This is a genomic window from Ruegeria sp. ABF4_144, assembly GCF_056160045.1.
This window is the reverse complement of sequence record NZ_JBSWWK010000001.1, coordinates 3,374,656-3,397,826: the sequence shown is the minus strand read 5'-3', so window position 1 is coordinate 3,397,826 and position 23,171 is coordinate 3,374,656. Positions and strand designations below refer to the sequence as shown.

21 protein-coding genes are annotated in these 23,171 nt (G+C 58.6%); 16 read left to right on the top strand and 5 right to left on the bottom strand.

Annotated features, from left to right (window positions below; genetic code table 11):
• Window position 1 precedes the first annotated feature (1 nt).
• The 4 genes from ACXAGD_RS16980 (at window position 2) to radC (ending at window position 3,195) form a co-directional block, all read left to right on the top strand.
• Window positions 2–766: a thiazole synthase gene (locus ACXAGD_RS16980; protein WP_475212074.1), complete on the top strand. Its 765-nt coding sequence runs from the start codon at window positions 2–4 to the stop codon at window positions 764–766.
• On the top strand, window positions 763–1,359 hold the full coding sequence (locus ACXAGD_RS16975) for a thiamine phosphate synthase (protein ID WP_475212073.1): 597 nt from the start codon (window positions 763–765) through the stop codon (window positions 1,357–1,359). Before ACXAGD_RS16980 ends, ACXAGD_RS16975 begins: the two co-directional genes overlap by 4 nt.
• Window positions 1,356–2,318 (top strand): HesA/MoeB/ThiF family protein, encoded by a 963-nt coding sequence (locus ACXAGD_RS16970; RefSeq protein ID WP_475212072.1) that lies wholly within the window; start codon window positions 1,356–1,358, stop codon window positions 2,316–2,318. Before ACXAGD_RS16975 ends, ACXAGD_RS16970 begins: the two co-directional genes overlap by 4 nt.
• A 121-nt stretch (window positions 2,319–2,439) precedes the next feature.
• Window positions 2,440–3,195 (top strand): RadC family protein, encoded by a 756-nt coding sequence (gene radC / locus ACXAGD_RS16965; protein WP_475212071.1) that lies wholly within the window; start codon window positions 2,440–2,442, stop codon window positions 3,193–3,195.
• Window positions 3,196–3,199: 4 nt separating this feature from the next.
• Here the strand turns inward: radC and ACXAGD_RS16960 are convergent, their stop codons facing one another.
• The 3 genes from ACXAGD_RS16960 to secA form a co-directional block, all read right to left on the bottom strand.
• On the bottom strand, window positions 3,200–4,756 hold the full coding sequence (locus ACXAGD_RS16960) for a substrate-binding domain-containing protein (protein ID WP_475212070.1): 1,557 nt from the start codon (window positions 4,754–4,756) through the stop codon (window positions 3,200–3,202).
• Window positions 4,757–4,781: 25 nt separating this feature from the next.
• Complete coding sequence (locus tag ACXAGD_RS16955; protein ID WP_475212069.1) at window positions 4,782–5,705, bottom strand: hypothetical protein; 924 nt, start codon at window positions 5,703–5,705, stop codon at window positions 4,782–4,784.
• Between the two features lie 122 nt (window positions 5,706–5,827).
• Window positions 5,828–8,545, bottom strand: a complete 2,718-nt coding sequence (gene secA / locus ACXAGD_RS16950) for a preprotein translocase subunit SecA (RefSeq protein WP_475212068.1) — start codon at window positions 8,543–8,545, stop codon at window positions 5,828–5,830.
• 176 nt (window positions 8,546–8,721) lie between these two features.
• On the opposite strand from secA, the gene ACXAGD_RS16945 reads away from it, so the two are divergent.
• Genes ACXAGD_RS16945 through mutT form a run of 3 tightly spaced genes read left to right on the top strand, consistent with a single transcriptional unit; the run spans window position 8,722 to window position 11,257 of the window.
• On the top strand, window positions 8,722–9,570 hold the full coding sequence (locus ACXAGD_RS16945) for a peptidylprolyl isomerase (protein ID WP_475212067.1): 849 nt from the start codon (window positions 8,722–8,724) through the stop codon (window positions 9,568–9,570).
• Window positions 9,571–9,576: 6 nt separating this feature from the next.
• Window positions 9,577–10,803, top strand: coding sequence for a bifunctional glutamate N-acetyltransferase/amino-acid acetyltransferase ArgJ (gene argJ / locus ACXAGD_RS16940; protein WP_475212066.1), 1,227 nt, complete (start codon window positions 9,577–9,579; stop codon window positions 10,801–10,803).
• Between the two features lie 55 nt (window positions 10,804–10,858).
• Window positions 10,859–11,257: an 8-oxo-dGTP diphosphatase MutT gene (gene mutT, locus ACXAGD_RS16935; RefSeq protein WP_475212065.1), complete on the top strand. Its 399-nt coding sequence runs from the start codon at window positions 10,859–10,861 to the stop codon at window positions 11,255–11,257.
• A gap of 24 nt (window positions 11,258–11,281) precedes the next feature.
• Here mutT and ACXAGD_RS16930 read toward each other — a convergent pair whose 3' ends face one another.
• A complete protein-coding gene (locus tag ACXAGD_RS16930; protein WP_475212064.1) occupies window positions 11,282–11,710 on the bottom strand; it encodes a GFA family protein in 429 nt (142 codons plus the stop codon).
• Window positions 11,711–12,027: 317 nt separating this feature from the next.
• Here ACXAGD_RS16930 and ACXAGD_RS16925 point away from each other — a divergent pair, with 317 nt between their 5' ends.
• The 8 genes from ACXAGD_RS16925 (at window position 12,028) to ACXAGD_RS16890 (ending at window position 20,728) form a co-directional block, all read left to right on the top strand.
• Window positions 12,028–13,971, top strand: a complete 1,944-nt coding sequence (locus ACXAGD_RS16925; protein ID WP_475212626.1) for an AMP-binding protein — start codon at window positions 12,028–12,030, stop codon at window positions 13,969–13,971.
• A 78-nt stretch (window positions 13,972–14,049) separates the two neighbouring features.
• Window positions 14,050–14,868, top strand: coding sequence for an ABC transporter ATP-binding protein (locus tag ACXAGD_RS16920; protein WP_475212063.1), 819 nt, complete (start codon window positions 14,050–14,052; stop codon window positions 14,866–14,868).
• Between the two features lie 29 nt (window positions 14,869–14,897).
• A complete protein-coding gene (locus tag ACXAGD_RS16915; protein ID WP_475212062.1) occupies window positions 14,898–15,884 on the top strand; it encodes a branched-chain amino acid ABC transporter permease in 987 nt (328 codons plus the stop codon).
• 3 nt (window positions 15,885–15,887) lie between these two features.
• A complete protein-coding gene (locus ACXAGD_RS16910; RefSeq protein ID WP_475212061.1) occupies window positions 15,888–16,145 on the top strand; it encodes a hypothetical protein in 258 nt (85 codons plus the stop codon).
• Between the two features lie 3 nt (window positions 16,146–16,148).
• Window positions 16,149–17,225 (top strand): branched-chain amino acid ABC transporter permease, encoded by a 1,077-nt coding sequence (locus tag ACXAGD_RS16905; protein WP_475212060.1) that lies wholly within the window; start codon window positions 16,149–16,151, stop codon window positions 17,223–17,225.
• 74 nt (window positions 17,226–17,299) lie between these two features.
• A complete protein-coding gene (locus ACXAGD_RS16900; protein ID WP_475212059.1) occupies window positions 17,300–18,583 on the top strand; it encodes an ABC transporter substrate-binding protein in 1,284 nt (427 codons plus the stop codon).
• A gap of 71 nt (window positions 18,584–18,654) precedes the next feature.
• Window positions 18,655–19,488: an ABC transporter ATP-binding protein gene (locus ACXAGD_RS16895; protein WP_475212058.1), complete on the top strand. Its 834-nt coding sequence runs from the start codon at window positions 18,655–18,657 to the stop codon at window positions 19,486–19,488.
• Between the two features lie 13 nt (window positions 19,489–19,501).
• Window positions 19,502–20,728: a phenylacetate--CoA ligase family protein gene (locus ACXAGD_RS16890; protein WP_475212057.1), complete on the top strand. Its 1,227-nt coding sequence runs from the start codon at window positions 19,502–19,504 to the stop codon at window positions 20,726–20,728.
• 68 nt (window positions 20,729–20,796) lie between these two features.
• Here the strand turns inward: ACXAGD_RS16890 and ACXAGD_RS16885 are convergent, their stop codons facing one another.
• Window positions 20,797–21,261, bottom strand: a complete 465-nt coding sequence (locus ACXAGD_RS16885; protein ID WP_475212056.1) for a hypothetical protein — start codon at window positions 21,259–21,261, stop codon at window positions 20,797–20,799.
• A gap of 187 nt (window positions 21,262–21,448) precedes the next feature.
• Between ACXAGD_RS16885 and ACXAGD_RS16880 the strand changes: the two genes are divergently transcribed.
• Window positions 21,449–23,113, top strand: coding sequence for an ABC transporter permease (locus ACXAGD_RS16880; RefSeq protein ID WP_475212055.1), 1,665 nt, complete (start codon window positions 21,449–21,451; stop codon window positions 23,111–23,113).
• The last annotated feature ends 58 nt before the right edge of the window (window positions 23,114–23,171 follow it).

The following is a 23,171-nucleotide window of genomic DNA, read 5'->3' as shown; positions in this document are numbered from 1 at the left end:
GATGAAAAGCTTCTACGGCACCCAACTGCATAACCCCCTGATGCTGGGCACGGCGCAATACCCCAGCCCTGCGATCCTGGAACAGGCGTTTCGGAACAGTGGCGCAGGGGTGGCCACGGTCTCGCTGCGACGTGAATCCGGGGCGGGCCAGACCTTTTGGCAGATGATCCGCGAATTGGGTGTGTTGGTCCTGCCGAACACCGCGGGGTGCCATACGGTCAAAGAGGCCGTAACCACCGCCCATATGGCGCGCGAGGTGTTTGATACACCCTGGATCAAGCTGGAACTGATCGGCCACACAGACAGCCTGCAGCCCGACGTGTTCCAATTGGTTGAGGCCGCGCGCATCCTGACAGAGGACGGATTTCAGGTTTTCCCCTACACCACTGATGATCTGATCGTAGGGGAACGTTTGCTGGCCGCTGGTTGTGAGGTGTTGATGCCCTGGGGCGCGCCGATTGGCTCTGGGCGCGGACTGAACAACGCATACGCCCTTCGCGCGATGCGGGCGGAATTTTCGGATGTGCCGCTGGTGATTGACGCCGGGATCGGGTTGCCCAGCCACGCCGCGCAGGCGATGGAGTTGGGATATGATGCGGTTTTGCTGAACACTGCCGTGGCGCGGGCTGGGGACCCGGCGGCAATGGCTAAGGCCATGAAGCTGGCGATCGAAGCCGGGCAATTGGCGCATCAGGCCGACCCGATTGAGGCGCGTGATATGGCAGAGCCCTCGACCCCGGTGATCGGAAAGGCATTCCTGTCATGAGGCTTGACCGGTTCTACCCAATCTTTGATCATTCGGACTGGCTACGGCGGACGCTGCCTTTGGGTGTGAAACTGGTGCAGTTGCGGATAAAGGACCGGCCCGATGCGGTGGTGCGTGAACAGATTGCCCTGTCGCGCGAACTTTGCCGTCAACATGGCACGGTTCTGGTCGTCAACGACCACTGGCAACAGGCGATTGACGCAGGGTGCGACTGGATCCACCTCGGGCAGGAGGATCTGGATGAGGCGGACCTGCAAGCCATCCGCAAGGCGGGGCTGAAACTTGGCGTCTCTACTCATGACGATGATGAGCTGGAGCGGGTGTTGGCGATGGAACCGGATTACGTGGCGCTGGGGCCCGTTTATCCGACGATCCTGAAGAAGATGAAGTGGGAACAGCAGGGCCTGCCCCGTGTCACCGAATGGAAAGCACGGGTGGGTGATATCCCTCTGGTCGGAATTGGTGGCATGAGCGTTGAACGTGCGCCAGGGGTGTTGCAGGCGGGGGCCGATATCGTCTCGGTTGTCACTGATATCACATTGAACGCTGACCCGGAGGCCCGGGTGCGCCAATGGATTGAGGCCACGCGATGAACCGCTATGCCCGCCAGATGATCCTGCCAGAGGTCGGGGCAGAGGGGCAGGCCCGCCTGTCCACCGCGCGGGTTCTGGTTGTGGGCGCAGGGGGGCTGGCTGCTCCGATGCTGCCGCTGTTGGCTGGGGCCGGGGTAGGGCAGCTGACCATCCTGGACCGGGATCAGGTCGACCTTTCGAACCTGCACCGGCAGACGCTATTCACTGAGGCGGATTGTGGGCGCTCAAAGGCAGAGGTTGCAGCGGCGCGGTGTCGAAACTTGAATGTCGAGGTTGCAGTTTTCGCCGAAAAACAGGCTCTAACAAGCCAAAATGTGAGTGGCTTCGTGGACCAGGCAGACGTGGTATTGGACTGCGCCGATAGTTATGCAGCCAGCTATATCCTGTCTGACACCTGCCTCTCGCTGGGTAAGCCGCTGATTTACGCATCCGTGCTTGGGCTGTCGGGCTATGTCGGCGGTTTTTGCGGTGGTGCGCCTTCGCTGCGGGCGGTGTTTCCGGATGCGCCTGATAGTGGTGCAAGCTGCGCAACGGCTGGGGTACTTGGTCCCGTTGTTGGGATGATCGGCGCGTTGCAAGCACAGATGGCGCTGAACCTGATCCTCGGCCTTCAACCCTCGCCGCTGGGGCAGATGGTGCAGGTCGAAGCGCGTACGTTCCGCAGCACGACGTTCCGTTTTGTCGGGGCTCCAGAACCTGAACAGCAGTTTCCGTTCGTTTCGGCCAATCAACTGACCGAGGATGACTTGATCATCGAATTGCGCGGGACTTGTGAAGCACCTGATCTTATCCATCCAAACGCTCGGCGCGTTACAGTGGAGTCGCTTAAAACAGAGCCTAATAGAGGGAAAAGGTTGGCATTGTGTTGTGCGTCCGGCCTGCGCGCATGGCGGGCTGCGGAAGATTTGCAACCGGATTGGTCGGGTGAAATTGTCCTCGTCGCGGCTTCAGCATCCTGAGTGGAGCTGGAACACAAGACTTGAGGGACCCGATCACAGCGATCGCTTTACTCGTTACGGCGCGTCTGGCGGCTGACATGCGTTAACCTTTCGGAAACCGATTCTGCGTCAGTCTGAGGACATGACCCAGAACGCGTTTGCCGAAGCCCCGATGCTGTTTGAAACTGACGAAGCCCCGGTACAGCCGCTGCCGTCGGGGCGATTGCCGTCTTACATCAAGGATCACCGCAAACGGTTGCGCGAAAGGTTCATGTCCGGTGGCTCGGCCGCAATGCCGGACTATGAGCTGTTGGAGCTGATCCTGTTCCGATCCATCCCCCGGCAGGACGTGAAGCCGCTGGCGCGGGTATTGATGGATACCTTCGGTGATTTCAACCGCGTGTTGACCGCGCCCGAGGAAAGGCTGCGTCAGATAAAGGGCGTCGGAGACACCGTGATCACCGATCTGAAAATCCTCGAGGCCTGTGCCCACCGCATGGCCCGCGCGCGGGTGATGCAGCGGCATGTGATCTCAGGCTGGGATGCATTACTAGATTATTGCCACACCACCATGGCGCACCGTGAGACCGAGCAGTTTCGGGTGTTCTATCTGGACCGTAAGAACGTGTTGATCGCGGATGAGGAACAGGCCAAGGGCACCGTGGATCACGTGCCGGTCTACCCGCGCGAGGTGGCGAAACGGGCGCTTGAGCTGAACGCCTCGGCGCTTATTCTTGTGCATAACCATCCGTCGGGTGATCCGACCCCGTCACAGTCGGATATCGACATGACTAATCGGATTCAGGACGCCTGTCTGGCGCTGGGCCTGACCCTGCATGACCACCTTATCATCGGTAAATCGAATGAGTTGAGCTTTCGATCGGAAGGGTATCTTTAAAGGGTTACCTGACCCAGACCTCAACCCGGCGATTGACCTTACGGCCCCAGTCGGTGTCATCGCAAGCCATCGGCATAGCCTCGCCGAACCCATCAACCTCAAGTTCGATACTGTCGGGGATTGCTGTTTCTACCGCCGCCAGAACTGCATTGCGAACTGTTTTTGCCCGCAACAGTGCAATCCGTGCGTTGGCGGCCGCATCACCGTCTCCGTCGCTGAAACCGATAAAAACCAGCTTGCGAACATCCATCGTTCCCGCCTCAAGCTGTTGGGCCAGGTGCTGAATGTTTGACCGTGATTGTGCGTCGGGCCGCGAAGATCCAGCCTCGAACCGGAAGGATAGTGACAGGCGCGACAATGGCCGCAACGTGGTGACCATGCGCTGCAGTTCTTCCAGCCCGACCTCGGTACCGCCTGAGGCCACGGCATTCGCGAATCGGTTTCCCTGCAGGTCTATTGGCATCTTTTCGGGCGCCTGATCGACAAAACCAGCCTCGCGGATTGCCATCTGGGCGTCAGAGCTTTGGGTATAGGCCAGAAACTGACGGGCGACGCGTGGCAAGCGTTGTTGCGGCATGTATAGGAACATGGGCGAGGTTAGCGGGTAGTCCTCGGTTTTGATCGTTTGACGCGTGGCCATCAGCGCATGACCGCATCCCCCCGCCAAGGGAAGGGTCCGGGCTGTATCGGCCTCGGCCTGGCTGGCGATTCCTATGGCAAAGGGATCACCGGCCACGGCCCGCACCAGATCGCTGCCGCGTGTATGTCGAAGCACGGCCTCTGCCAGACCGGCATTGGTGGGGGTCAGCAATCGATCCTCGACAGCTTGGGCCAGCCCCGATCCGGCATCAGGCAGGTGCAGCGCAATCGGCGCGTCCGGCCCGCCCAAAGCGGACCAGTTGTCGATCTCGCCGGCCAACACCAGCGTCAGATCGGACAAGGAAATAAACGGCAACGGGTTGTCCGGTGCCACAATGGGGACCAGTGCATCCAGCGCCACTACCCGCGATCGGCGCGCATGGGTCAGGTCGCCCAGACCGGCGGCCTCGGCATCTTTGGTCTCTTGCGGGCGAATTTCGCGCAAGGCCATCACAATATCGGTTTGGCCCTCGATCAGGTCGTTAAAACCGCGACCTGTGTTGCCAGTGTTGAAAAAGAACCGCCCAAGCGGGGCTACGCGCCCGGGTTGGTACAGCTCAAAAACCCTTTCACTGCTCTGATTGGTGAGGGAGGATAAAGACATGCCTTCCTGTTCGGCAAAGCCCATCAGCAGGGCGGGCAACACCTTTTCGGCCATGACAGACGACCCGGAGAACCTCAGCTCGGCGACAAAATCTGTCAGGTTGGGGCAGGCGGGCCCGTCGCAAGTCACACCGGACCCATCAACTGTCAGTTCGCCGAATTGCGTGTCGACGCGGTAGAACTCGCCATCGAATCCCAGAAGGGTGCCGGCCACCTCGACCTTGCCGTCATGAGACGTAAGCGTGATGTCCTGCGCCTGAACAGTCGAAGTAAGTGTTGCCGAAAACAGTGCGGCTGCCGCCACACGAAGAAATGTCATTGGAAGTTCAAGCCTGCCTGCGGGTTTAGTTTGCCGCGATTGTCAGGTTTTGGAACAGATTATTCAACACCAGAAACTCGCCGGTTCTGGAACAATCCGGAAAGCTGAGCGTCAGGTCGCGTGATCGCAGGCGCTGATCTTCACGCAATTCCAGCGATTGTACGCTTAAATCCTGCCCGCAATTGGCTGCTGTCACTTCGGCCTCGACCGTCAATTCGATCGACCCCGATTGATGGGATTGCGCCGCAGGAAAGGAATAGACCTCGACATTGCGCGCATCGCGGAATGCAGGCTGGGCCAGATGCACGACGTTGCCCGTACCCAGCGTATCAGACCCGGCCGAGACATGACCTGCATCGCCATAGCTGGCTCCAAATTCCAGCGCATGTATCTGCAGATCCGTCTCACCCTGCCATTGGAGGGCAACGCGGGAGTACTGGCCGATGTCGGGGATGTGAGTGGTGGCTACGGTCCCCTTCCGATCCTCAAGCGAGATCAGAAAGATCGCGTATTCCGACAGGGCCGGTATGGTCAGGTCCAATGTGCCGTTTGCGTCTGTCTCCTGCGTTACCGTCAGGCCGCTGTGATGCACTTCGATCCGTTCATTGCCGTGGCAGGGGGCTTTGACGATCAGGCGGGCAGCGGCGCCAGGGACGGCGCTGGCCCGAGCGCTGAGGCCACATTCGGCGCGGTCAGAGGGGGTTGACCGGCTGGGCTTTAGCGATCGTTGTGTTGATGATGCGATCTGGCCTGTTTTGGGGGCGGGAGACGAGGATGTCAGAACGATGTCCTGCAGCCCGGACACACCCGCGTTCTGCGCGGTGGCCACAGCTTCGAGGTCCTGCGACCCGTTCGGTCCAACAGGAATTCCGTTCTGCATCAGGTAACCAATCGCCAGCGCGCAAACGACTGTGCCGCCGGTGGTCACGTAGTTCTTTATTACAAACAAGACACCCTCCCCAGTTGAAGGAGCGAGTCGCATATTGATTAAGAAACACGGCCAATATGTGGCCGTGAGGGGGACTCAATGTGTCTCAATTGCGCTGACTTTAGGTCAAGCGCCAGTTGAATCTAAGTCAGACGCCCGTGGCAATGTTTGAACTTTTTGCCAGACCCGCAGGGGCAGCGGTCATTGCGCGACGGGTTGCCCCAGGTGCTGGGATCATTCTCGTCAAAACCGGGAAGCGCATCGCCCGAGGCTTCGGCCTCGGCCACGGCTTCTGCCTGGTCGGCGGCCTGATCGACCGCCTGTTGCGCCTGTGCCTGTTGCGCCTGCATCTGAGCAAGCATTTCGCGCTGTTCTTCTTCGGTCAGTGGGCGCACGCGCGACAATTGCTGCGTTACGGTTTCGCGCAGGCTGTCCAGCATCCCTTCGAACAGCTGGAAGCTTTCGTTCTTGTATTCGTTCAGCGGGTCGCGCTGCGCATAACCCCGGAAGCCCACAACCGAGCGCAGGTGTTCCAGCGTCAGAAGATGCTCGCGCCATTTGCTGTCGATGGTGTTCAACAGCACCTGTTTTTCGATGTTGCGCATGTTTTCGGGGCCAAAGGCAGCAGCCTTCTGGGCCATCATCTCGTCGGCGGAGTTGATTAGGCGTTCGCGCACCTGCTCATCATCCACGCCTTCTTCGGCGGCCCAATCCTGAACAGGCGCGTCGATGGTCAGCTTGTCCTTGATTGCCTCGTGCAGGCCCTCGGTGTCCCACTGATCGGCATAGGTCTTCGGCGGCATGTATTCGTCGATCAGATCGTCGATCACCTGTTCGCGCATATCCGAAACGATCTCGGACAGATCATCTGAGGACATGATTTCGCGACGCTGGCTGAAGACAACTTTCCGCTGGTCGTTCATTACGTCGTCGAATTTCAGAACGTTCTTGCGCATGTCAAAGTTGCGGCCTTCGACCTTGGATTGCGCGCGTTCCAAAGACTTGTTGACCCAGGGGTGAACGATGGCCTCGCCCTCTTTCATGCCCAGCGTGGTCAGAACCTTGTCCAGCCGTTCCGAGCCGAAGATGCGCATCAGATCGTCTTCGAGGCTCAGGTAGAATACGGTACGGCCCGGGTCGCCCTGACGGCCCGAGCGGCCGCGCAGTTGGTTGTCGATGCGGCGGCTTTCGTGGCGCTCGGACGCCATCACATAAAGACCACCAGCGGCCAGAACCTTTTCTTTTTCTTCCGCGTGGCGGGCCTCTTCGGCAGCGCGCAGTTCCGACGGATCGGCTTCGGGGTTATCGGCCAAAGCCTTCAGAACCTTCATTTCCACATTGCCGCCCAGCTGAATGTCAGTGCCGCGGCCGGCCATGTTGGTGGCGATGGTCACTGCGCCCAGACGGCCGGCATCGGCGACGATCTGCGCTTCTTGCTCGTGCTGGCGGGCGTTCAGAACGTTGTGTTCGATGCCTTCCTTCTGCAGCAGCTGGCTCAGTAGTTCGGATTTCTCGATCGACGTGGTGCCCAGCAGGACCGGTTGGCCCTTTTCCTGCGCTTGCTTCGTCTGTTCGATCATCGCACCATATTTCTCGGCCCCGGTGCGATAGACCTGATCGTCTTCGTCCAGACGAGCGATTGGCTTGTTGGTCGGAACCTCGACCACACCAAGACCGTAGATTTCCGCAAATTCCTCGGCCTCGGTCAGGGCGGTACCGGTCATGCCGCTCAGCTTGTCGTAGAGACGGAAATAGTTTTGGAAGGTCACGCTGGCCAGCGTCACATTTTCGGGCTGGATCTGGACGCCTTCCTTGGCTTCGATGGCCTGGTGCAGACCTTCGGACAGGCGGCGGCCCGGCATCATACGGCCGGTGAATTCATCGATCAGAACGACATTGCCGTCCCGCACGATGTAGTCCTTGTCGCGCGTAAACAGCTTGTGCGCGCGCAGGCCTTGGTTCACGTGGTGCACGACCGTGGTGCTTTCGGGATCATAAAGCGAATGACCTTCGGGGATCAGACCGGCAGCAATTAGTTGCTGCTCCAGAAACTCGTTGCCTTCATCGGTAAAGGTCACGTTGCGGGACTTCTCATCCAGCGAGAAGTGATCGTCGCTCAGCGACGGGATCAGCGCGTCGATGGCAGTATAAAGGTCCGATCGGTCCTGCGACGGCCCCGAGATGATCAGCGGCGTCCGCGCCTCGTCGATCAGGATCGAGTCGACCTCGTCCACGATCGCGAAATTGTGGTATTTCTGGTAAATCTGGTCCAGATCGGCCTTCATATTGTCGCGCAGATAGTCGAACCCAAGCTCATTGTTGGTGGCATAGGTGACGTCGCAGCCATAGGCGGCCTTTTTGTCCGCATCGGGCTGACCCGACCAGATCACGCCGGTGGTCATGCCGACGGCGGCAAAGACCTTACCCATCCATTCCGAGTCTCGCTTGGCCAGGTATTCGTTGACCGTAACCACATGAACGCCTTTGCCAGTCAGCGCGTTCAGATAGGCAGGGAAGGTCGCGACCAGCGTCTTACCCTCACCCGTTTTCATTTCCGAGATATTGCCCTGATGCAGGAAGGTGCCGCCCATCAGCTGCACGTCAAAAGCGCGCAGACCCAGTGCACGCTTGGCACCTTCGCGGACATTAGCAAAGGCTTCGGGCAGCAGATCGTCCAGGCTTTCACCATCCAGCGCCCGCTTGCGCAGTTCTGCTGTCTTCTCGATCAGCCCGTCATCGGACAGTTTCTCGAACTCGGGCTCCAGCGCGTTGATCTTTTCGATCAGCGGGCGGGTCGCCTTGATCTTGCGGTCGTTCGGTGTTCCGAACACCTTTTTGGCGAGCGTTCCGAGTCCCAGCATGTTCACTCCAGCGGATCTGTTCTTGTCTTGGTTGCGACAGGCTTGCCCACCTTGCGCGCAACCCATAGATACGGGGGGTGAAAGGCGGCCCTGTCCAAGGCTTCAAAGCGATGTAAGCGGCAGGTTCCAGAGTGTCAACGCTGCGCCCTGTCGCGGCAAAGAAATAGGATGATTCCATGCCCAAAGGCCTCACTTTTCTGCCATCACTGGCGCTTGCTGCGGTGATGGCCATGCCATTGGCCGCCGAAACCAAACCCGATGCCAGCACCGTCATCGCGCGTGTGAACGGGGATGAGATCACATTGGGTCACGTCATCGCCACCGGGGCTGCCTTGCCCGAGCAGTACCAGCAGATCGAAGACGACGTTCTGTACGAGTTGATCGTTGACCAGCTGATTCAGCAGGCCTTGCTGGGCCAGCAGCAGGACACCTTGTCCAAGCTGAACACGCTGGCTCTGGAAAACGAGACACGCTCGTTGCTGGCGGTGCAGACGGTGAATGCGCTGATCGAAGAAGAACTGACGGATGAGGCGATCCAGGCGGCCTATGACGCGAAATACGCCGATTTCCAGGGTGCGGACGAGTTCAACGCCAGCCACATCCTTGTGGAAACCGAAGAAGAGGCCAATGAGATCAAGGCGCAGCTGGACGACGGCGCCGATTTCGCCGAGCTGGCCAAGGAAAAATCAACCGGCCCGTCCGGTCCCAACGGCGGTGAGCTGGGCTGGTTCGGTTCGGGTCAGATGGTTCCAGCCTTTGAGGCGGCGGTGATCAGTCTGGAAAAGGGTCAGGTATCTGATCCGGTGAAAACCCAGTTCGGCTGGCACGTGGTCACCCTGAACGACAAACGTAAATCCGAAGCGCCGAACATTGATCAGGTGCGCGCCGAGCTGACCCAGACCCTGCAGCAAGAGGTCATTCAGGCCCGTATCGACGGACTGACCCAAGAGGCCGAGATTGAGCGCCCCGCATTGGAAGGTGTTGGCCCCGAGGTTCTGCGTCAGACCGACCTGATTCAGGAGTAAACGCCTGTGGCCACGATTACCAAGGTCTCTCCGCTGGCTCCGGCGGCCTTTCCCGAATTGCCTGCAATTGACGGTGTGCGTTTCGCCACCGTCGAAGCAGGCGTGCGCTATCAGGGCCGTACAGATGTGATGCTGGCCGTGCTTGACCCGGGCACGTCTGTGGCCGGGGTGTTCACTCGCTCTGCCACCCGTGCGGCTCCGGTGCTGGACTGTCAGGAGAAAATCGGCGGGGCCAGTGATGGCCCGGCGGCGATCCTTGTGAATTCGGGCAACGCCAACGCGTTTACCGGGCGTTACGGTCAGACCTCGGTGGCCGAGGTAACGCAAGCTGTCTCAAAAGCCACCGGTGTTCCGGTCGAGCGGATCTTTACCTCGTCTACCGGTGTGATCGGCGAGCCGCTGCCGCATGACCGCATCGTGGCGCAGCTTGAGGCGCTGAAATCGGGCCTCAGCCGTCATGCTATCGAGGACGCCGCGCGCGCCATCATGACCACGGATACATTCCCTAAGGGTGCTAGCGCGCAGGTTGAGATTGATGGCAAAACAGTCTCTATCTCGGGGATTGCCAAGGGTTCGGGCATGATCGCGCCGGATATGGCGACGATGCTGGTTTACATCTTCACCGACGCGCAGGTCGAACAATCCGCCTTGCAAGCCATGCTCGGCGCGCAGACTGACAGGACGTTCAACTGTATTACAGTGGACAGCGATACTTCGACCTCGGACAGCCTGCTGTTGTGCGCGACTGGTGCTTCGGGCGTGGACGCCACCAGCAACGCAGCTTTTGCCGAAGCGCTGGAAACTGTGATGCTGGACCTTGCGCAGCAGGTTGTGCGCGACGGTGAAGGCGCGACGAAATTCGTGGAAATCCGCGTAACCGGCGCCGCCTCGGACGCAGACGCCAAGGTGCATGGGCTGGCGATTGCGAATTCTCCGCTGGTGAAAACCGCAATCGCGGGCGAAGACCCGAACTGGGGCCGCGTGGTCATGGCCATCGGCAAGTCCGGCGCGGCAGCGGATCGGGACCTGCTGAGCATTTCCTTCGGTGACATTCTGGTGGCCGAGAAAGGCTGGGTCAGTCCGGATTACAGCGAAGAAGACGCCGCCGCTTATATGAAAGGTCAGGATCTGGTGATTGCTGTCGATCTTGGGCTGGGCGAGGGGAAATCCACCGTTTGGACCTGTGACCTGACCCACGGCTACATCGAGATCAACGCGGATTATCGCTCGTGAAACCGGAACAATTCCAGCAAAAGTGGAGCCCGGTTTTGCCTCCGGGATTGTGACCATGAAAACAGTCTTAGTTTCTGCCGTTGCCCTGATCGACGTCGAGGGCCGGGTGCTGCTGGCGCAGCGCCCGGAGGGTAAATCCATGGCCGGGCTTTGGGAATTCCCCGGTGGCAAGATCGAACCCGGCGAAACCCCCGAGGCCGCCCTGATCCGCGAATTGCACGAAGAGCTGGGCATCGACACCTGGGCCTCGTGCCTCGCGCCGCTGACTTTCGCCAGCCACAGCTATGAGGATTTCCACCTGCTGATGCCGCTGTTTGCCTGCCGCAAATGGGAGGGCATCCCGCAGTCGAAAGAAGGGCAGGCTTTGAAATGGGTGCGTGCGAATGATCTGCGCAATTACCCGATGCCTGCCGCGGATGTACCGCTGATTCCGATATTGCGGGATTGGCTTTAAACACAAAGTCGACTCTAAATCAGCTTAATTGTCATAGGCGATCAGATCCTCAGGGGCGTGAAGTAGTGTGCCTTCGTACTTCTTCAGATCGTCTTCGATACGAAGCCACGACAGTTTGCTCTGGAAGTTGACGTGGAAGGTCGGAACAAAGTCCTCTGGGTGTTCCATTGAGGCTGCATACAAGTGCATCCCACCGGGGTAGTGGTCAGCTTCAAAGCCAACTGGAGAACCACAATCTCGGCAGAAATGACGAAAAACACCCTTTGAACTTTCGAGTGTTTTGGGTGCTTGGGCGGTCCATTTGAAGTTCCGAAGTGGAACACCCAACCATGCGACTATGGGTGCGGCACAGTTTCGACGGCAATCATCGCAATGGCAGTAGCAAGCCCATGTCACATCGCCTACAAACTCCCATTTTGTATTTTTGCACAGGCAATAGCCTCGCGTTGTCATATCAAGCTCCTAGTTCCATTCGCCCGCTATTGTTGACATAGCCACTGGTCTAAGACTGTTTGAAAGCGAACAGTTAACGTACAAAACACGACCGGAATATGCGGTTTGCAACAGGATCAGATGATCACGCCCGCCCCTGTTACAATTCGTAAGAATTGAGAAAACATCAGGCAAAACTTGGCGCTGATCGTGCCACTGTCCCTTAATCGGGGCGTTGGCGTTCGGGCTTGTAGTCCGAACCTGCCATTTCCGGCTCGGGGAGGAGCCGGATGGGGAGGAGAGAGAGATTGGCTCAGACGCAGTCGGGCGCGGACGGGATGGCCTCCCTTCCGGCGCTGTTAGATCGCAATGCGAAACAGTTCGGGGATGCCCCGGCCTATCGGGAAAAGGAATTCGGCATCTGGCAATGCTGGACTTGGGCGGAAACAGCCGCCGAGGTCCGCGCGATGGCGCTTGGATTTCTGGAAATTGGCGTTGAAAAAGGTGATCATATTGCCGTGATTGGCCGCAACCGTCCGGCGCATTACTGGTCGATGGTAGCCGCACAGATGGTGGGTGCGGTTCCGGTGCCGCTCTATCAGGATTCCGTGGCCGAAGAGATGGCCTATGTGCTGGAACATTGCGGCGCGAAATACGTCGTCTGCGGCGATCAGGAGCAGGTCGACAAGGTCATCGAGATTCAGGAAAACCTGCATCAGGTCAAACACATCCTCTATACCGACAAGCGCGGGATGCGGAAATACGACCATTCCCAGATGAACGCGCTTGAGGACATTATGGCCGAGGGCAACGCGGGCCATCAGCGGTTCGATGCGGAACTGGACAAGCGGACCGCTGCGATCACCTATGACGACACCTGCGTGATGCTTTACACCTCGGGCACCACGGGTAAGCCCAAAGGGGTGGTGCTGTCGAACCGCAACGTGATCGAAAGCGCAAAGAACTCGGCCGAGTTCGATCACCTGACCCGGAATGAGGACATCCTGTCCTATCTGCCGATGGCCTGGGTGGGCGATTTCATATTCTCGATCGGTCAGGCTTATTGGTGCGGTTTCTGCGTAAACTGCCCCGAAAGCGCCGATACGATGATGACCGACCTGCGCGAAATCGGGCCGACTTATTTCTTTGCCCCGCCGCGCGTGTTTGAAACTCAGCTGACCAATGTGATGATCCGTATGGAAGACGCGGGCAAGCTGAAGCAGCGCATGTTCCATCACTTCATGGCCCACGCCAAGAAAGTTGGCGGACTGTTGCTGGACGGCAAGCCGGTGGGTTTTGCGGATCGGATCAAATATGCGCTGGGCAATCTGCTGGTCTATGGTCCGTTGAAGGATACGCTAGGTTATGGCCGCTTTCGGGTGGGATACACTGCGGGTGAGGCCATCGGGCCGGAGATCTTCGATTTCTACCGCTCGTTAGGCATCAATCTGAAGCAGCTTTACGGCCAGACCGAGGCCACCGTCTTCATCACCGTCCAGCCGGATGGTGAGGTGCGGGCGGACACGGTTGGTGTGCCGGCGCCGGCGGTTGAATTGAAGATCGATGACAATGGCGAGATTCACTACCGCTCGCCGGGTGTGTTCGTCGAGTATTACGACAACCCGGCCTCGACGGCTTCGACCAAGGATGCCGAAGGTTGGGTGGCCACCGGGGATGCCGGGTTCATCGAAGAGCACACGGGCCATCTGAGGATTATCGACCGTGCCAAAGATGTGGGCAAGATGGCTGACGGATCAATGTTCGCGCCCAAATATGTCGAGAACAAGCTGAAGTTTTATCCCGATATTCTTGAGGTCGTGCTGTTCGGCAATGGCCGGGATCATTGCGTGGCTTTCATCAATATCGACCTGACGGCGGTGGGCAACTGGGCGGAACGCAATAACGTGGCTTATGCTTCGTATCAGGAATTGGCGAGCCATCCGCGCGTCCTGGATACCATCAGGTCCCACGTGGAAGAGGTGAACAAATCGGTGGCCGCAGACGAGATGTTGTCGGGCTGTCAGGTGCATCGCTTTGTAGTTCTGCACAAGGAACTGGATGCGGATGATGGTGAAATGACACGGACCCGGAAAGTGCGGCGTGGGTTTGTCGAGGAGAAATTCCAGGACATTATCGATGCGCTTTATGACGGGTCCGAAACCGTCTCGACCACAACCGAAGTGACGTATGAGGACGGGCGCAAGGGGGCGATCTCGGCGACGTTGAGTATTGTCGATGCGCCGGTTGTGCCGGTCGCGCAGCATAAAGTTGCCGCGGAATGAAGGCCGGTCGTGTGCCGCTCGACCTGCGGTCATCGCCCCGCCCGCCATCCCGTATTTGCGTAAGTCAGGGAGCGACTGATGCTGGATAATTCCGAAGGATATGTCACCGAAGACGGCCGCAAGATCGGCGGCGTGGTGATGGAGATGAAGAACATCACCCTGCGCTTTGGCGGTGTGGTGGCGATCAAGGATATCTCGTTCGACATTCGTGAGGGTGAGATCCGGGCGATCATCGGGCCGAACGGCGCGGGTAAGTCCTCGATGCTGAACGTGATTTCGGGGTTTTATGTCCCACAAGAGGGTGAGGTTTGGTTTCATGGGTCAAAGCGCCCGCCAATGCGCCCCTATGAGGTGGCGCGGCAGGGCATCGCGCGGACGTTTCAGAACATCGCCCTGTTCGAAGGCATGAGTGTTTTGGACAACGTCATGACTGGGCGCTTGAACTACATGAAGACCAACATGTTCCAGCAAGCCTGGTGGAAGGGCAAAGCCGAGGCGGAAGAGGTGAAAAACCGCGAGGCCGTCGAAAAGATCATCGATTTCCTTGAAATCCAGCACATCCGCAAGACTCCGGTATCGCGCTTGCCTTACGGTTTGAAAAAACGTGTCGAACTGGCACGTGCTTTGGCGGCTGAACCCAAGCTTCTGCTGCTGGATGAGCCGATGGCTGGCATGAATGTCGAAGAGAAAGAGGACATGAGCCGTTTTATCCTCGACGTGAATGATGAGTTCGGCACCACGATCGCCCTGATCGAACACGATATGGGCGTTGTCATGGACCTGAGCGACCGGGTGGTCGTGATGGATTACGGTAAGAAGATCGGTGACGGCACCCCGGATGAGGTGCGCAGCAATCAAGATGTCATCGACGCCTATCTGGGGGTCAGCCATGACTAAGCATCGGACAGACATGGGGAGTGGCGCAGATGTCTGAACAACTCGTATTCGCGATGGAGGTCATCCTCAATGGTCTGATGGCCGGGGTGCTTTATGCGCTGGTCGCGCTGGGCTTTGTGCTGATCTACAAGGCATCCGGAATTTTCAATTACGCCCAAGGGGTTATGGCCCTGTTTGCGGCGATGACGCTGGTTGGAATCATGAGTGGTCAGGTGCCGTTTGCACATCTGATCAACGCGACTTTCGGTACGCATGTGCACAAGTTTGGCTGGAATGTGCCGGCGCTGCTGGCGATTATCCTGACGATGGGCGTCATGGTGTTACTGGCCTGGGCGGTGCAGCGGTTCGTCATGCGCCATCTGGTCGGGCAGGAGCCGATCATCCTGTTCATGGCCACCATTGGTCTGGCCTATTTCCTTGAAGGTGTGGCCGACCTGATGTGGGGGTCTGAGATCAAGACTCTGGATGTGGGTCTGCCGCAGGGCATCAACCTGTGGATCGATGAGACGACATTCAACATCTTCGGCTACGGCTTCTTCATCGACAATCTGGACATTGTGGCGACGGTGATTGCGGCGCTGCTGGTGGCGGCACTTGTCGCGTTCAGCCAGTACACCAAACAAGGCCGGGCGATGCGCGCGGTGGCCGATGATCATCAGGCGGCGTTGTCTGTGGGCATCTCGCTGAACTTCATCTGGATCATGGTCTGGTCGGTGGCAGGTTTCGTAGCGCTGGTCGCGGGCATCATGTGGGGCACCAAGTCGGGCGTTCAGTTCTCGCTGTCGCTGATCGCGCTGAAGGCGCTGCCGGTGCTGATGCTGGGTGGGTTCACCTCGATTCCCGGCGCCATCGTGGGCGGTCTGATCATCGGCGTGGGTGAGAAACTGTTCGAATTCGCCATCGGTCCACTAGTTGGCGGCGCGACCGAGAACTGGTTCGCCTATGTGCTGGCGCTGATCTTCCTCGTGTTCCGGCCGCAGGGCCTGTTCGGTGAGAAGATTATCGAGAGGGTATAGGGCATGACCAAACTCATCGCCATCATCAACGTAATCTCGTGGGCCGGGTTCTGGGCTTTTGGGTACATCGCCATCACATCGGACGATCTGACGGATGGTCAGCTGACCATCGCCGCGATCCTGGCCTTTGCCGGGCTGATCATGGGCGTGCTGGCCTATCTGAAACTGGTCCGCGCCTCTGAGGCGAGCGGATACGCCAAAGGGTCCAACCAACTGGATGCCGAAGCCCGCAACCGGGCGCAGGAACAATGGGGAAAGTAAGACATGTTCTATCGTGAGGCCGGGGATTTCAAAACCTCGTACATTGATGACAGCCAGACCTTCCCGATTAAGTTCGACCGGTATCGGTACTATGTCGTGCTGGCTGTAGCGTTCGGGATCATTCCCTTCCTGATCAACGACTACCTGGCAAACGCGCTGTTGCTGCCGTTCCTGATCTACGCGATTGCTGCGATCGGGCTGAACATTCTGGTGGGCTATTGCGGGCAGGTTTCGCTGGGTACGGGGGGCTTTATGGCTGTGGGGGCCTATGCCTGCTACAAGCTGATGACCGCTTTCCCGGATGTCAGCATGTTCATCCACGTGCTGCTGGCCGGAGGAATCACAGCCATTGTCGGCGTGCTATTCGGCCTGCCGAGCCTTCGGATCAAAGGGTTCTATCTGGCGGTGGCAACGCTGGCGGCGCAGTTCTTCCTTGTGTGGCTGTTCAACCGTGTGCCGTGGTTCTACAACTACTCGGCCTCAGGTCAGATTAACGCGCCCGAGCGTGATGTGTTCGGCATCATCATCACCGGGCCGAACGCCCCTGCATGGGCGACCTACCTGTTCTGCCTGATCTTCCTGACCTTCTGCGCGCTCATCGCGCGGAACCTGACACGCGGAACCACCGGGCGCACCTGGATGGCGATCCGTGATATGGATATCGCGGCCGAGATCATCGGGGTGAACCCGCTGAAGGCGAAACTGACCGCCTTTGCTGTCAGCTCGTTCTTTGTGGGCATCGCCGGGGCGCTGTTCTTCGCGGTCTATCTGGGCGCGGTCGAGGTTGGCGAGGTTTTCGGCATCCAGAAATCGTTCCTGGTGCTGTTCATGATCATTATCGGCGGTTTGGGCTCGATCTTCGGCTCGTTCGCGGGCGCGGCGTTTCTGGTGCTGCTGCCGGTGGTGTTGAAGGTGGTGGGCGCCGACTGGCTGGGCTGGCCCACGGATATCGTGGCGCATTTGCAGCTGGTGATCGTCGGTGGGCTGATCATCCTGTTTCTGATCCTTGAGCCGCACGGTCTGGCGCAGCTTTGGCGTGTGGCGAAAGAGAAACTCAGACTATGGCCGTTCCCGCACTAAGGGGCAGGCCCAATCAGATAACGGGCACAAAAGCCCGACCCCAACATCGGACCAACCAAGGGAGGAGACACCCGATGAAATTGAAACTGGCAACCGCGGCGCTTAGCGCCCTGATGGCCGCAGGGCCAGCTCTGGCGGATCTGGTGATCCCCGATCTGAGCTATCGGACCGGACCTTACGCAGCTGGCGGCATTCCGTTCTCGGACGGGTACAACGACTATTTCACCATGCTGAACGAACGCGATGGCGGTATCGGCGGCGTTCCGATCCGCGTGGTCGAGTGTGAAACTGGCTACAATACCGAAAAAGGCGTTGAGTGCTATGAGTCCACCAAGGGCGAAGGCGCGCTGGTCTATCAACCTCTGTCAACCGGCATCACCTATCAGCTGATCCCGAAAGTGACTGCGGATAACATCCCGCTGCACACGATGGGCTATGGCCGGACTTCAGCCAAGAACGGCTCCGTGTTCAGTCACGTGTTCAACTATCCGGCCAACTACTGGGACGGGGCCTCGGGTGCGATCAACTATTTGCTCGAGGAAAATGGTGGCGACCTGAGCGGCAAGAAAGTCGCGCTGGTCTATCACAACTCGGCTTATGGCAAGGAGCCGATCCGCACGCTGGAAGAGCTGTCCAAGAAACACGGCTTTGAACTGGTGGCCCTGCCGGTCGATCACCCGGGTCAGGAACAGAAGTCGCAGTGGCTGCAAATCCGTCGCGATCGTCCTGACTATGTCCTGATGTGGGGCTGGGGCGTGATGAACCAGGTGGCCGTGCAAGAGGCTGCGAACATCCGTTTCCCGATGGAAAACTTCATCGGCATCTGGTGGTCGGGTTCGGAAAACGACGTTGTGCCCGCCGGTGAGGCCGCAAACGGCTATAAGGCGCTGACCTTCCACAATGTGGGCACGGACTTCCCGGTCTTTGATGACTTGCAGACGCACGTGATTGATGCGGGCAAGGCTGCAGGCGCAGGTGATCAGGTCGGTTCGGTTCTGTACAACCGTGGTCTGTACGCCGCTGTGCTGGCTGCCGAAGCGATCAAGAAAGCGCAAGAGATTTCGGGCAATGCCGACATCACCCCGGCAGAAATGCGCGAAGGTATGGAAGCGCTTGAGATGACTGAGGCGAAAATGGCGGAACTGGGCCTGCCGAACTTTGGTCCGACCTTCTCGGTCTCGTGCGAGAACCACGGCGGTGACGCTCTGGTGGGCGTGACCCAGTGGGACGCGGCGAACAAGACCTGGTCGCTGATCTCGGAGTTCAAACCTACCGACGGTGAAGTGATCGGTGCGCTGATCGACGAAGATTCCGCAGCTTATGCCTCGGAAAACAACATCGAATCGCGCTGCAACTAAAGCGCTTTGACACACCGGGGCGGCGGTGAGTTGCCGCCCCGAACCCCACACTCGCACAAGGACACGCGCAGATGCTGGATGCGGCTCAAACCACCGAAGTTCAGGCAGAAACCCTGCTTGAAGTGAACAATATCGAGGTGATCTACAACCACGTCATCCTGGTTCTGAAGGGTGTCAGCCTGACCGTGCCCAAAGGGGGCATTACCGCTCTGCTCGGCGGAAACGGCGCGGGCAAGACGACGACGCTCAAGGCGGTGTCGAACCTGCTGCAGTCGGAACGCGGTGAGGTCACCAAGGGTACAATCAAGTATCGTGGGACCAGCGTGCATGAAAGTGATCCGGCCGATCTGGTGGAAAAAGGCGTCATCCAGGTGATGGAAGGCCGCCACTGTTTCGAACACCTGACGGTCGAAGAAAACCTGCTGACCGGCGCCTATACCCGCAAAGACGGCAAGGCCGCGATCCAACAGGATCTTGAACTGGTCTACACATATTTCCCCCGCCTCAAGGAACGTCGCCGGTCGCAGGCGGGCTATACTTCGGGCGGTGAGCAACAGATGGTTGCGATGGGGCGCGCACTGATGTCACGGCCCGAGACGATCCTGCTGGACGAACCCTCGATGGGTCTGGCGCCACAGTTGGTCGAAGAGATTTTCGGCATTGTAAAGGATCTGAACGAGAAAGAGGGCGTGTCCTTCCTTCTGGCCGAACAGAACACAAACGTGGCGCTGCGATTTGCGCATTACGGTTACATTCTGGAGTCGGGTCGGGTGGTGATGGATGGCCCGGCAGCCGAGCTGCGTGAAAATCCGGACGTGAAGGAATTCTATCTGGGCATGTCGGACGAGGGGCGCAAAAGCTTCCGCGACGTGCGCTCATATCGCCGCCGCAAGAGGTGGCTGTAAGCGGATGGAGGATATGGTCATGACGAAGTATTACGACGCGCTCGAAACCCGCTCAGCCGACCAGCGTGCCTCCGATCAGGCACGGGCATTGCGTGTCCAGCTTCAGCGAGCACTGTCTGCACCGGGGTTTGAAGCGCATCTGGCTGGTGTGAACACCGACGCTGTCGCCTCGGCTGAGGATCTGGTGAAATTGCCGGTTCTTCGCAAATCCGATCTGGCGCAGGCACAGGCGTCGCGGCCCCCGTTCGGTGGGTTCACGGTCAAACCGGCGCGGCATTTCCACCATGTTTTCCAGTCACCGGGTCCGATTTACGAACCCGGCAGCACTGACCCCGACTGGTGGCGCATGGGGCGGTTCCTGAATGCGGCGGGCGTAGGCCCTGGCGATATCGTGCAGAACTGCTTTGGCTACCACCTAACGCCCGCAGGCATGATCTTTGAAAGCGGCGCGAGGGCCGTAGGGGCCGCCGTGCTACCTGCCGGTACTGGCCAGACCGAGTTGCAGGTGACCGCCGCGCGCGACGTGGGCTGTACCGCGTATGCCGGAACCCCGGACTATCTGAAGGTCATCCTTGACAAGGCAGATGAGATGGGCGTGGCGCTGGGCTTCAACGCGGCCGTTGTCGGCGGCGGCGCGCTGTTCCCGTCCTTGCGTCAGGAATACGCCGACCGCGGCATTTCCTGCCTGCAGTGCTATGCCACCGCCGATCTTGGCAATATCGCTTACGAAAGCTCCGCGATGGAGGGAATGATCATCGACGAACATGTCATCGTGGAGATTGTCACTCCGGGCACCGGAACCCCCGTGGCCGAGGGTGAGGTCGGTGAGGTCGTGGTGACCTCGTTGAACCCAGACTATCCGCTGATCCGGTTTGCCACCGGCGATCTGTCGGCGATCATGCCGGGCCAATCCCCCTGTGGCCGCACCAACTTGTGGATCAAGGGCTGGATGGGCCGGGCCGATCAGACCACCAAGATTAAGGGTATGTTCGTGCGCCCCGAGCAGGTGGCCGCGCTGGTCGAAAAACATGAAGAGATTGTCAAAGCCCGTGTCATCGCTGCCCGACAGGGTGAGATGGACACCATGACCGTTCAGATCGAAAGCCCAGGTGGAGACGGCAACGCCTATGCCAAGTCGGTGATCGAGGTGCTGAAACTGAAGGGCGCGATCGAGGTTGTGGCCCCCGGTTCGCTGCCCAAGGACGGTCTGGTGATCGAGGATCAGCGGGTTTATGAATGATAAATTCGAGGGCGGCGTAGTTTACGCCGCTCGCCAACATTAAAAAAACATGTACCGGACGCGGGTTATCATTTGCTATTCAAGACACTGTTCACACGCACCGGAATACCATCATCTTGCAGCAAGACACCGGAATACAGGCTGTAAGCTAAAAACGAATTGAGTGGGTGCATACTCCATTGAAGCTCGTCCTTCGGGATCACTCCACCAATAATAACCCCTTCTCCGTCGTAGTCGTGTAACCTCATGACAGCTCTTGACCGAAAAATTCGCTTTGACATTTGAAACCCGTTTGCCGCCATCCAGGCCATCAGTTTGTCGGGGTTTGACAATCTTTCGGCTATGGAGAGCAGGCAGAAATCCAACTCTTCCAGAAATCTGATTTTCTTCCAGTTCAGCGTCGAGTTTTCCAATTCGGTTTCGCCCGATACCAGACATTTCGCGGCAAACTCCGCGTCAACACGCGGGTCTGCGTTTACTGAAAGGCCGTGGAACACAAGAATTGACGAAATGAGAAGCGCATTTAGTTTCATCGAATTCCCAGCCCCAAACCTATTGATTGAGTTGGACGTGATCCACTTGCTCACAGCAAGTCCGGAATTCCTGCGCATGACCAAGCAGCAGTTTGTTCATCTTGAGGCCTCAGCCTTTGTTTATTGGTGCTGGAAATTCCGACAAATTTAGTCGAAAAGGCAATCTAGCACCAAGCAAAGAGCCCGCATGGCCGAAATCGAATTTTCAGAACACGGAACGCGCAATCGGGGCGTGTTTGGCACCCGGCTGGTGGGCTCGGTGGCTTGTCTGGTGGCGGCCGCGTGCCTGTTGCCGATGGTGGCTGTTGTTCTGGCGGCGGTCACAGGCGGGACGGATACGATCTCGCACTTGCTGGATACGGTTCTGCCGCGATATGCGCTGACGACGCTTGTATTGGTGGCTCTGGTGGGAACCGGAACCTTTCTAATCGGCGTTGGAGCAGCCTGGCTGGTGACGATGACCCGCTTTCCCGGCGTTCGGTTTCTGGAAATAGCTCTGGTCCTGCCGCTGGCCTTTCCTGCCTATGTTCTGGCCTATGCCTATACCTTTGTGCTGGATCATCCCGGCATCGTTCAAACCACATTGCGCGAGGTAACCGGCTGGGGTCCGCGCGATTATTGGTTCCCCGAGATCCGCTCGACCGAGGGTGCGGCGGTGATGCTGATCCTGGTACTTTATCCTTACGTCTATCTGCTGGCGCGTGCGGCGTTCCTACAGCAAAGCGCCACCGCGTTTCTGGCTGCCCGCGCGCTGGGCAAAAGCCCTTGGCTGGCCTTCTGGCATGTGTCATTGCCGATGGCGCGCCCGGCCATTGCGGGCGGCGTTCTGCTGGCCATTATGGAGACCATCGCCGATTTCGGCACGGTGGCCTATTTCGGCGTGCAGACCTTTGCCACCGGTATCTATACCAGTTGGTTTTCGATCGGAGACCGCGCCGCCGCCGCACAGCTTGCCCTTTGTTTGCTGGGATTTGCGCTGGCCATTGCCGTGATCGAAAGAACCCAACGAGGCAAGGCGAAGTACTATCAGGCCGGCAAAAGCCATGCGACGCTGCAGGTGGCTGAGCTGAAAGGCTGGAAATCCACATTGGCTTTTTGCTTGTGCGCTTTCCCGGTATTTTTGGGTTTTTTACTGCCGGTATTCATTCTGGTCGAAATGGGATTGGAGTCGGAACAAAACCTGCTGTCGCGGCGCTATATCGGGTTCATCCAAAATTCACTGACACTGGCTGGCACGGCGGCGGTCGTCACCGTTTGCGCGGCGATATGTGTGGGGTTCTTTCAACGCCTGCGTCCGGGCCGGGCATCGGCCACAGCGGGTTATCTGGCGCGGCTAGGCTATGCAGTGCCGGGCGGAGTGATCGCGGTGGGCCTGATGGTGCCGTTTGCCAGCTTTGACAACGCGCTGGATGCGTGGATGCGGCAGACTTTTGATATTTCAACCGGGCTCTTGGTGACTGGATCGATTTGGCTGCTGATTGCGGCCTATATGGTGCGGTTTCTGGCTGCCGCGCTCAGCGCTTACGAAGGCGGGCAGAGCACGGTTCACGCCAATATGGACGCCGCCGCGCGGTCTTTGGGGCAGACGCCGCTGGGCACGCTGCGCCGCGTGCATTTGCCGATCCTGACACCATCACTGCTGACAGCGTTGCTGATCGTTTTTGTCGATGTGATGAAAGAGCTTCCTGCAACCCTGATCATGCGCCCGTTCAACTTTGATACACTGGCGGTACAGGCCTATCGGCTGGCCTCGGATGAGCGGCTCGAAGGGGCCGCCGTGCCCTCGCTGGTGATCCTTGCGGTGGGGCTGTTGCCGGTGATTCTGATCTGTCGTCAGGTCGGGCGGCGCTAGGTCACGATCGACCAAAAAACCACACCTTCTCGTGCTTAGGCTTGATTTAAACACGTTT

Coding starts and splice junctions, on each gene's coding strand:
- ACXAGD_RS16975 (WP_475212073.1), top strand. CDS start 763: ATGAGGCTTGACCGGTTCTACCCAATCTTTGATCATTCGGACTGGCTA.
- ACXAGD_RS16895 (WP_475212058.1), top strand. CDS start 18,655: ATGCTGGATGCGGCTCAAACCACCGAAGTTCAGGCAGAAACCCTGCTT.
- ACXAGD_RS16915 (WP_475212062.1), top strand. CDS start 14,898: ATGTCTGAACAACTCGTATTCGCGATGGAGGTCATCCTCAATGGTCTG.
- ACXAGD_RS16920 (WP_475212063.1), top strand. CDS start 14,050: ATGCTGGATAATTCCGAAGGATATGTCACCGAAGACGGCCGCAAGATC.
- ACXAGD_RS16885 (WP_475212056.1), bottom strand. CDS start 21,261: ATGAAACTAAATGCGCTTCTCATTTCGTCAATTCTTGTGTTCCACGGC.
- ACXAGD_RS16930 (WP_475212064.1), bottom strand. CDS start 11,710: ATGACAACGCGAGGCTATTGCCTGTGCAAAAATACAAAATGGGAGTTT.
- ACXAGD_RS16900 (WP_475212059.1), top strand. CDS start 17,300: ATGAAATTGAAACTGGCAACCGCGGCGCTTAGCGCCCTGATGGCCGCA.
- mutT (WP_475212065.1), top strand. CDS start 10,859: ATGAAAACAGTCTTAGTTTCTGCCGTTGCCCTGATCGACGTCGAGGGC.
- ACXAGD_RS16880 (WP_475212055.1), top strand. CDS start 21,449: ATGGCCGAAATCGAATTTTCAGAACACGGAACGCGCAATCGGGGCGTG.
- radC (WP_475212071.1), top strand. CDS start 2,440: ATGACCCAGAACGCGTTTGCCGAAGCCCCGATGCTGTTTGAAACTGAC.
- ACXAGD_RS16905 (WP_475212060.1), top strand. CDS start 16,149: ATGTTCTATCGTGAGGCCGGGGATTTCAAAACCTCGTACATTGATGAC.
- secA (WP_475212068.1), bottom strand. CDS start 8,545: ATGCTGGGACTCGGAACGCTCGCCAAAAAGGTGTTCGGAACACCGAAC.
- ACXAGD_RS16970 (WP_475212072.1), top strand. CDS start 1,356: ATGAACCGCTATGCCCGCCAGATGATCCTGCCAGAGGTCGGGGCAGAG.
- ACXAGD_RS16980 (WP_475212074.1), top strand. CDS start 2: ATGAAAAGCTTCTACGGCACCCAACTGCATAACCCCCTGATGCTGGGC.
- ACXAGD_RS16960 (WP_475212070.1), bottom strand. CDS start 4,756: ATGACATTTCTTCGTGTGGCGGCAGCCGCACTGTTTTCGGCAACACTT.
- ACXAGD_RS16925 (WP_475212626.1), top strand. CDS start 12,028: ATGGCCTCCCTTCCGGCGCTGTTAGATCGCAATGCGAAACAGTTCGGG.
- ACXAGD_RS16945 (WP_475212067.1), top strand. CDS start 8,722: ATGCCCAAAGGCCTCACTTTTCTGCCATCACTGGCGCTTGCTGCGGTG.
- ACXAGD_RS16890 (WP_475212057.1), top strand. CDS start 19,502: ATGGTCATGACGAAGTATTACGACGCGCTCGAAACCCGCTCAGCCGAC.
- ACXAGD_RS16910 (WP_475212061.1), top strand. CDS start 15,888: ATGACCAAACTCATCGCCATCATCAACGTAATCTCGTGGGCCGGGTTC.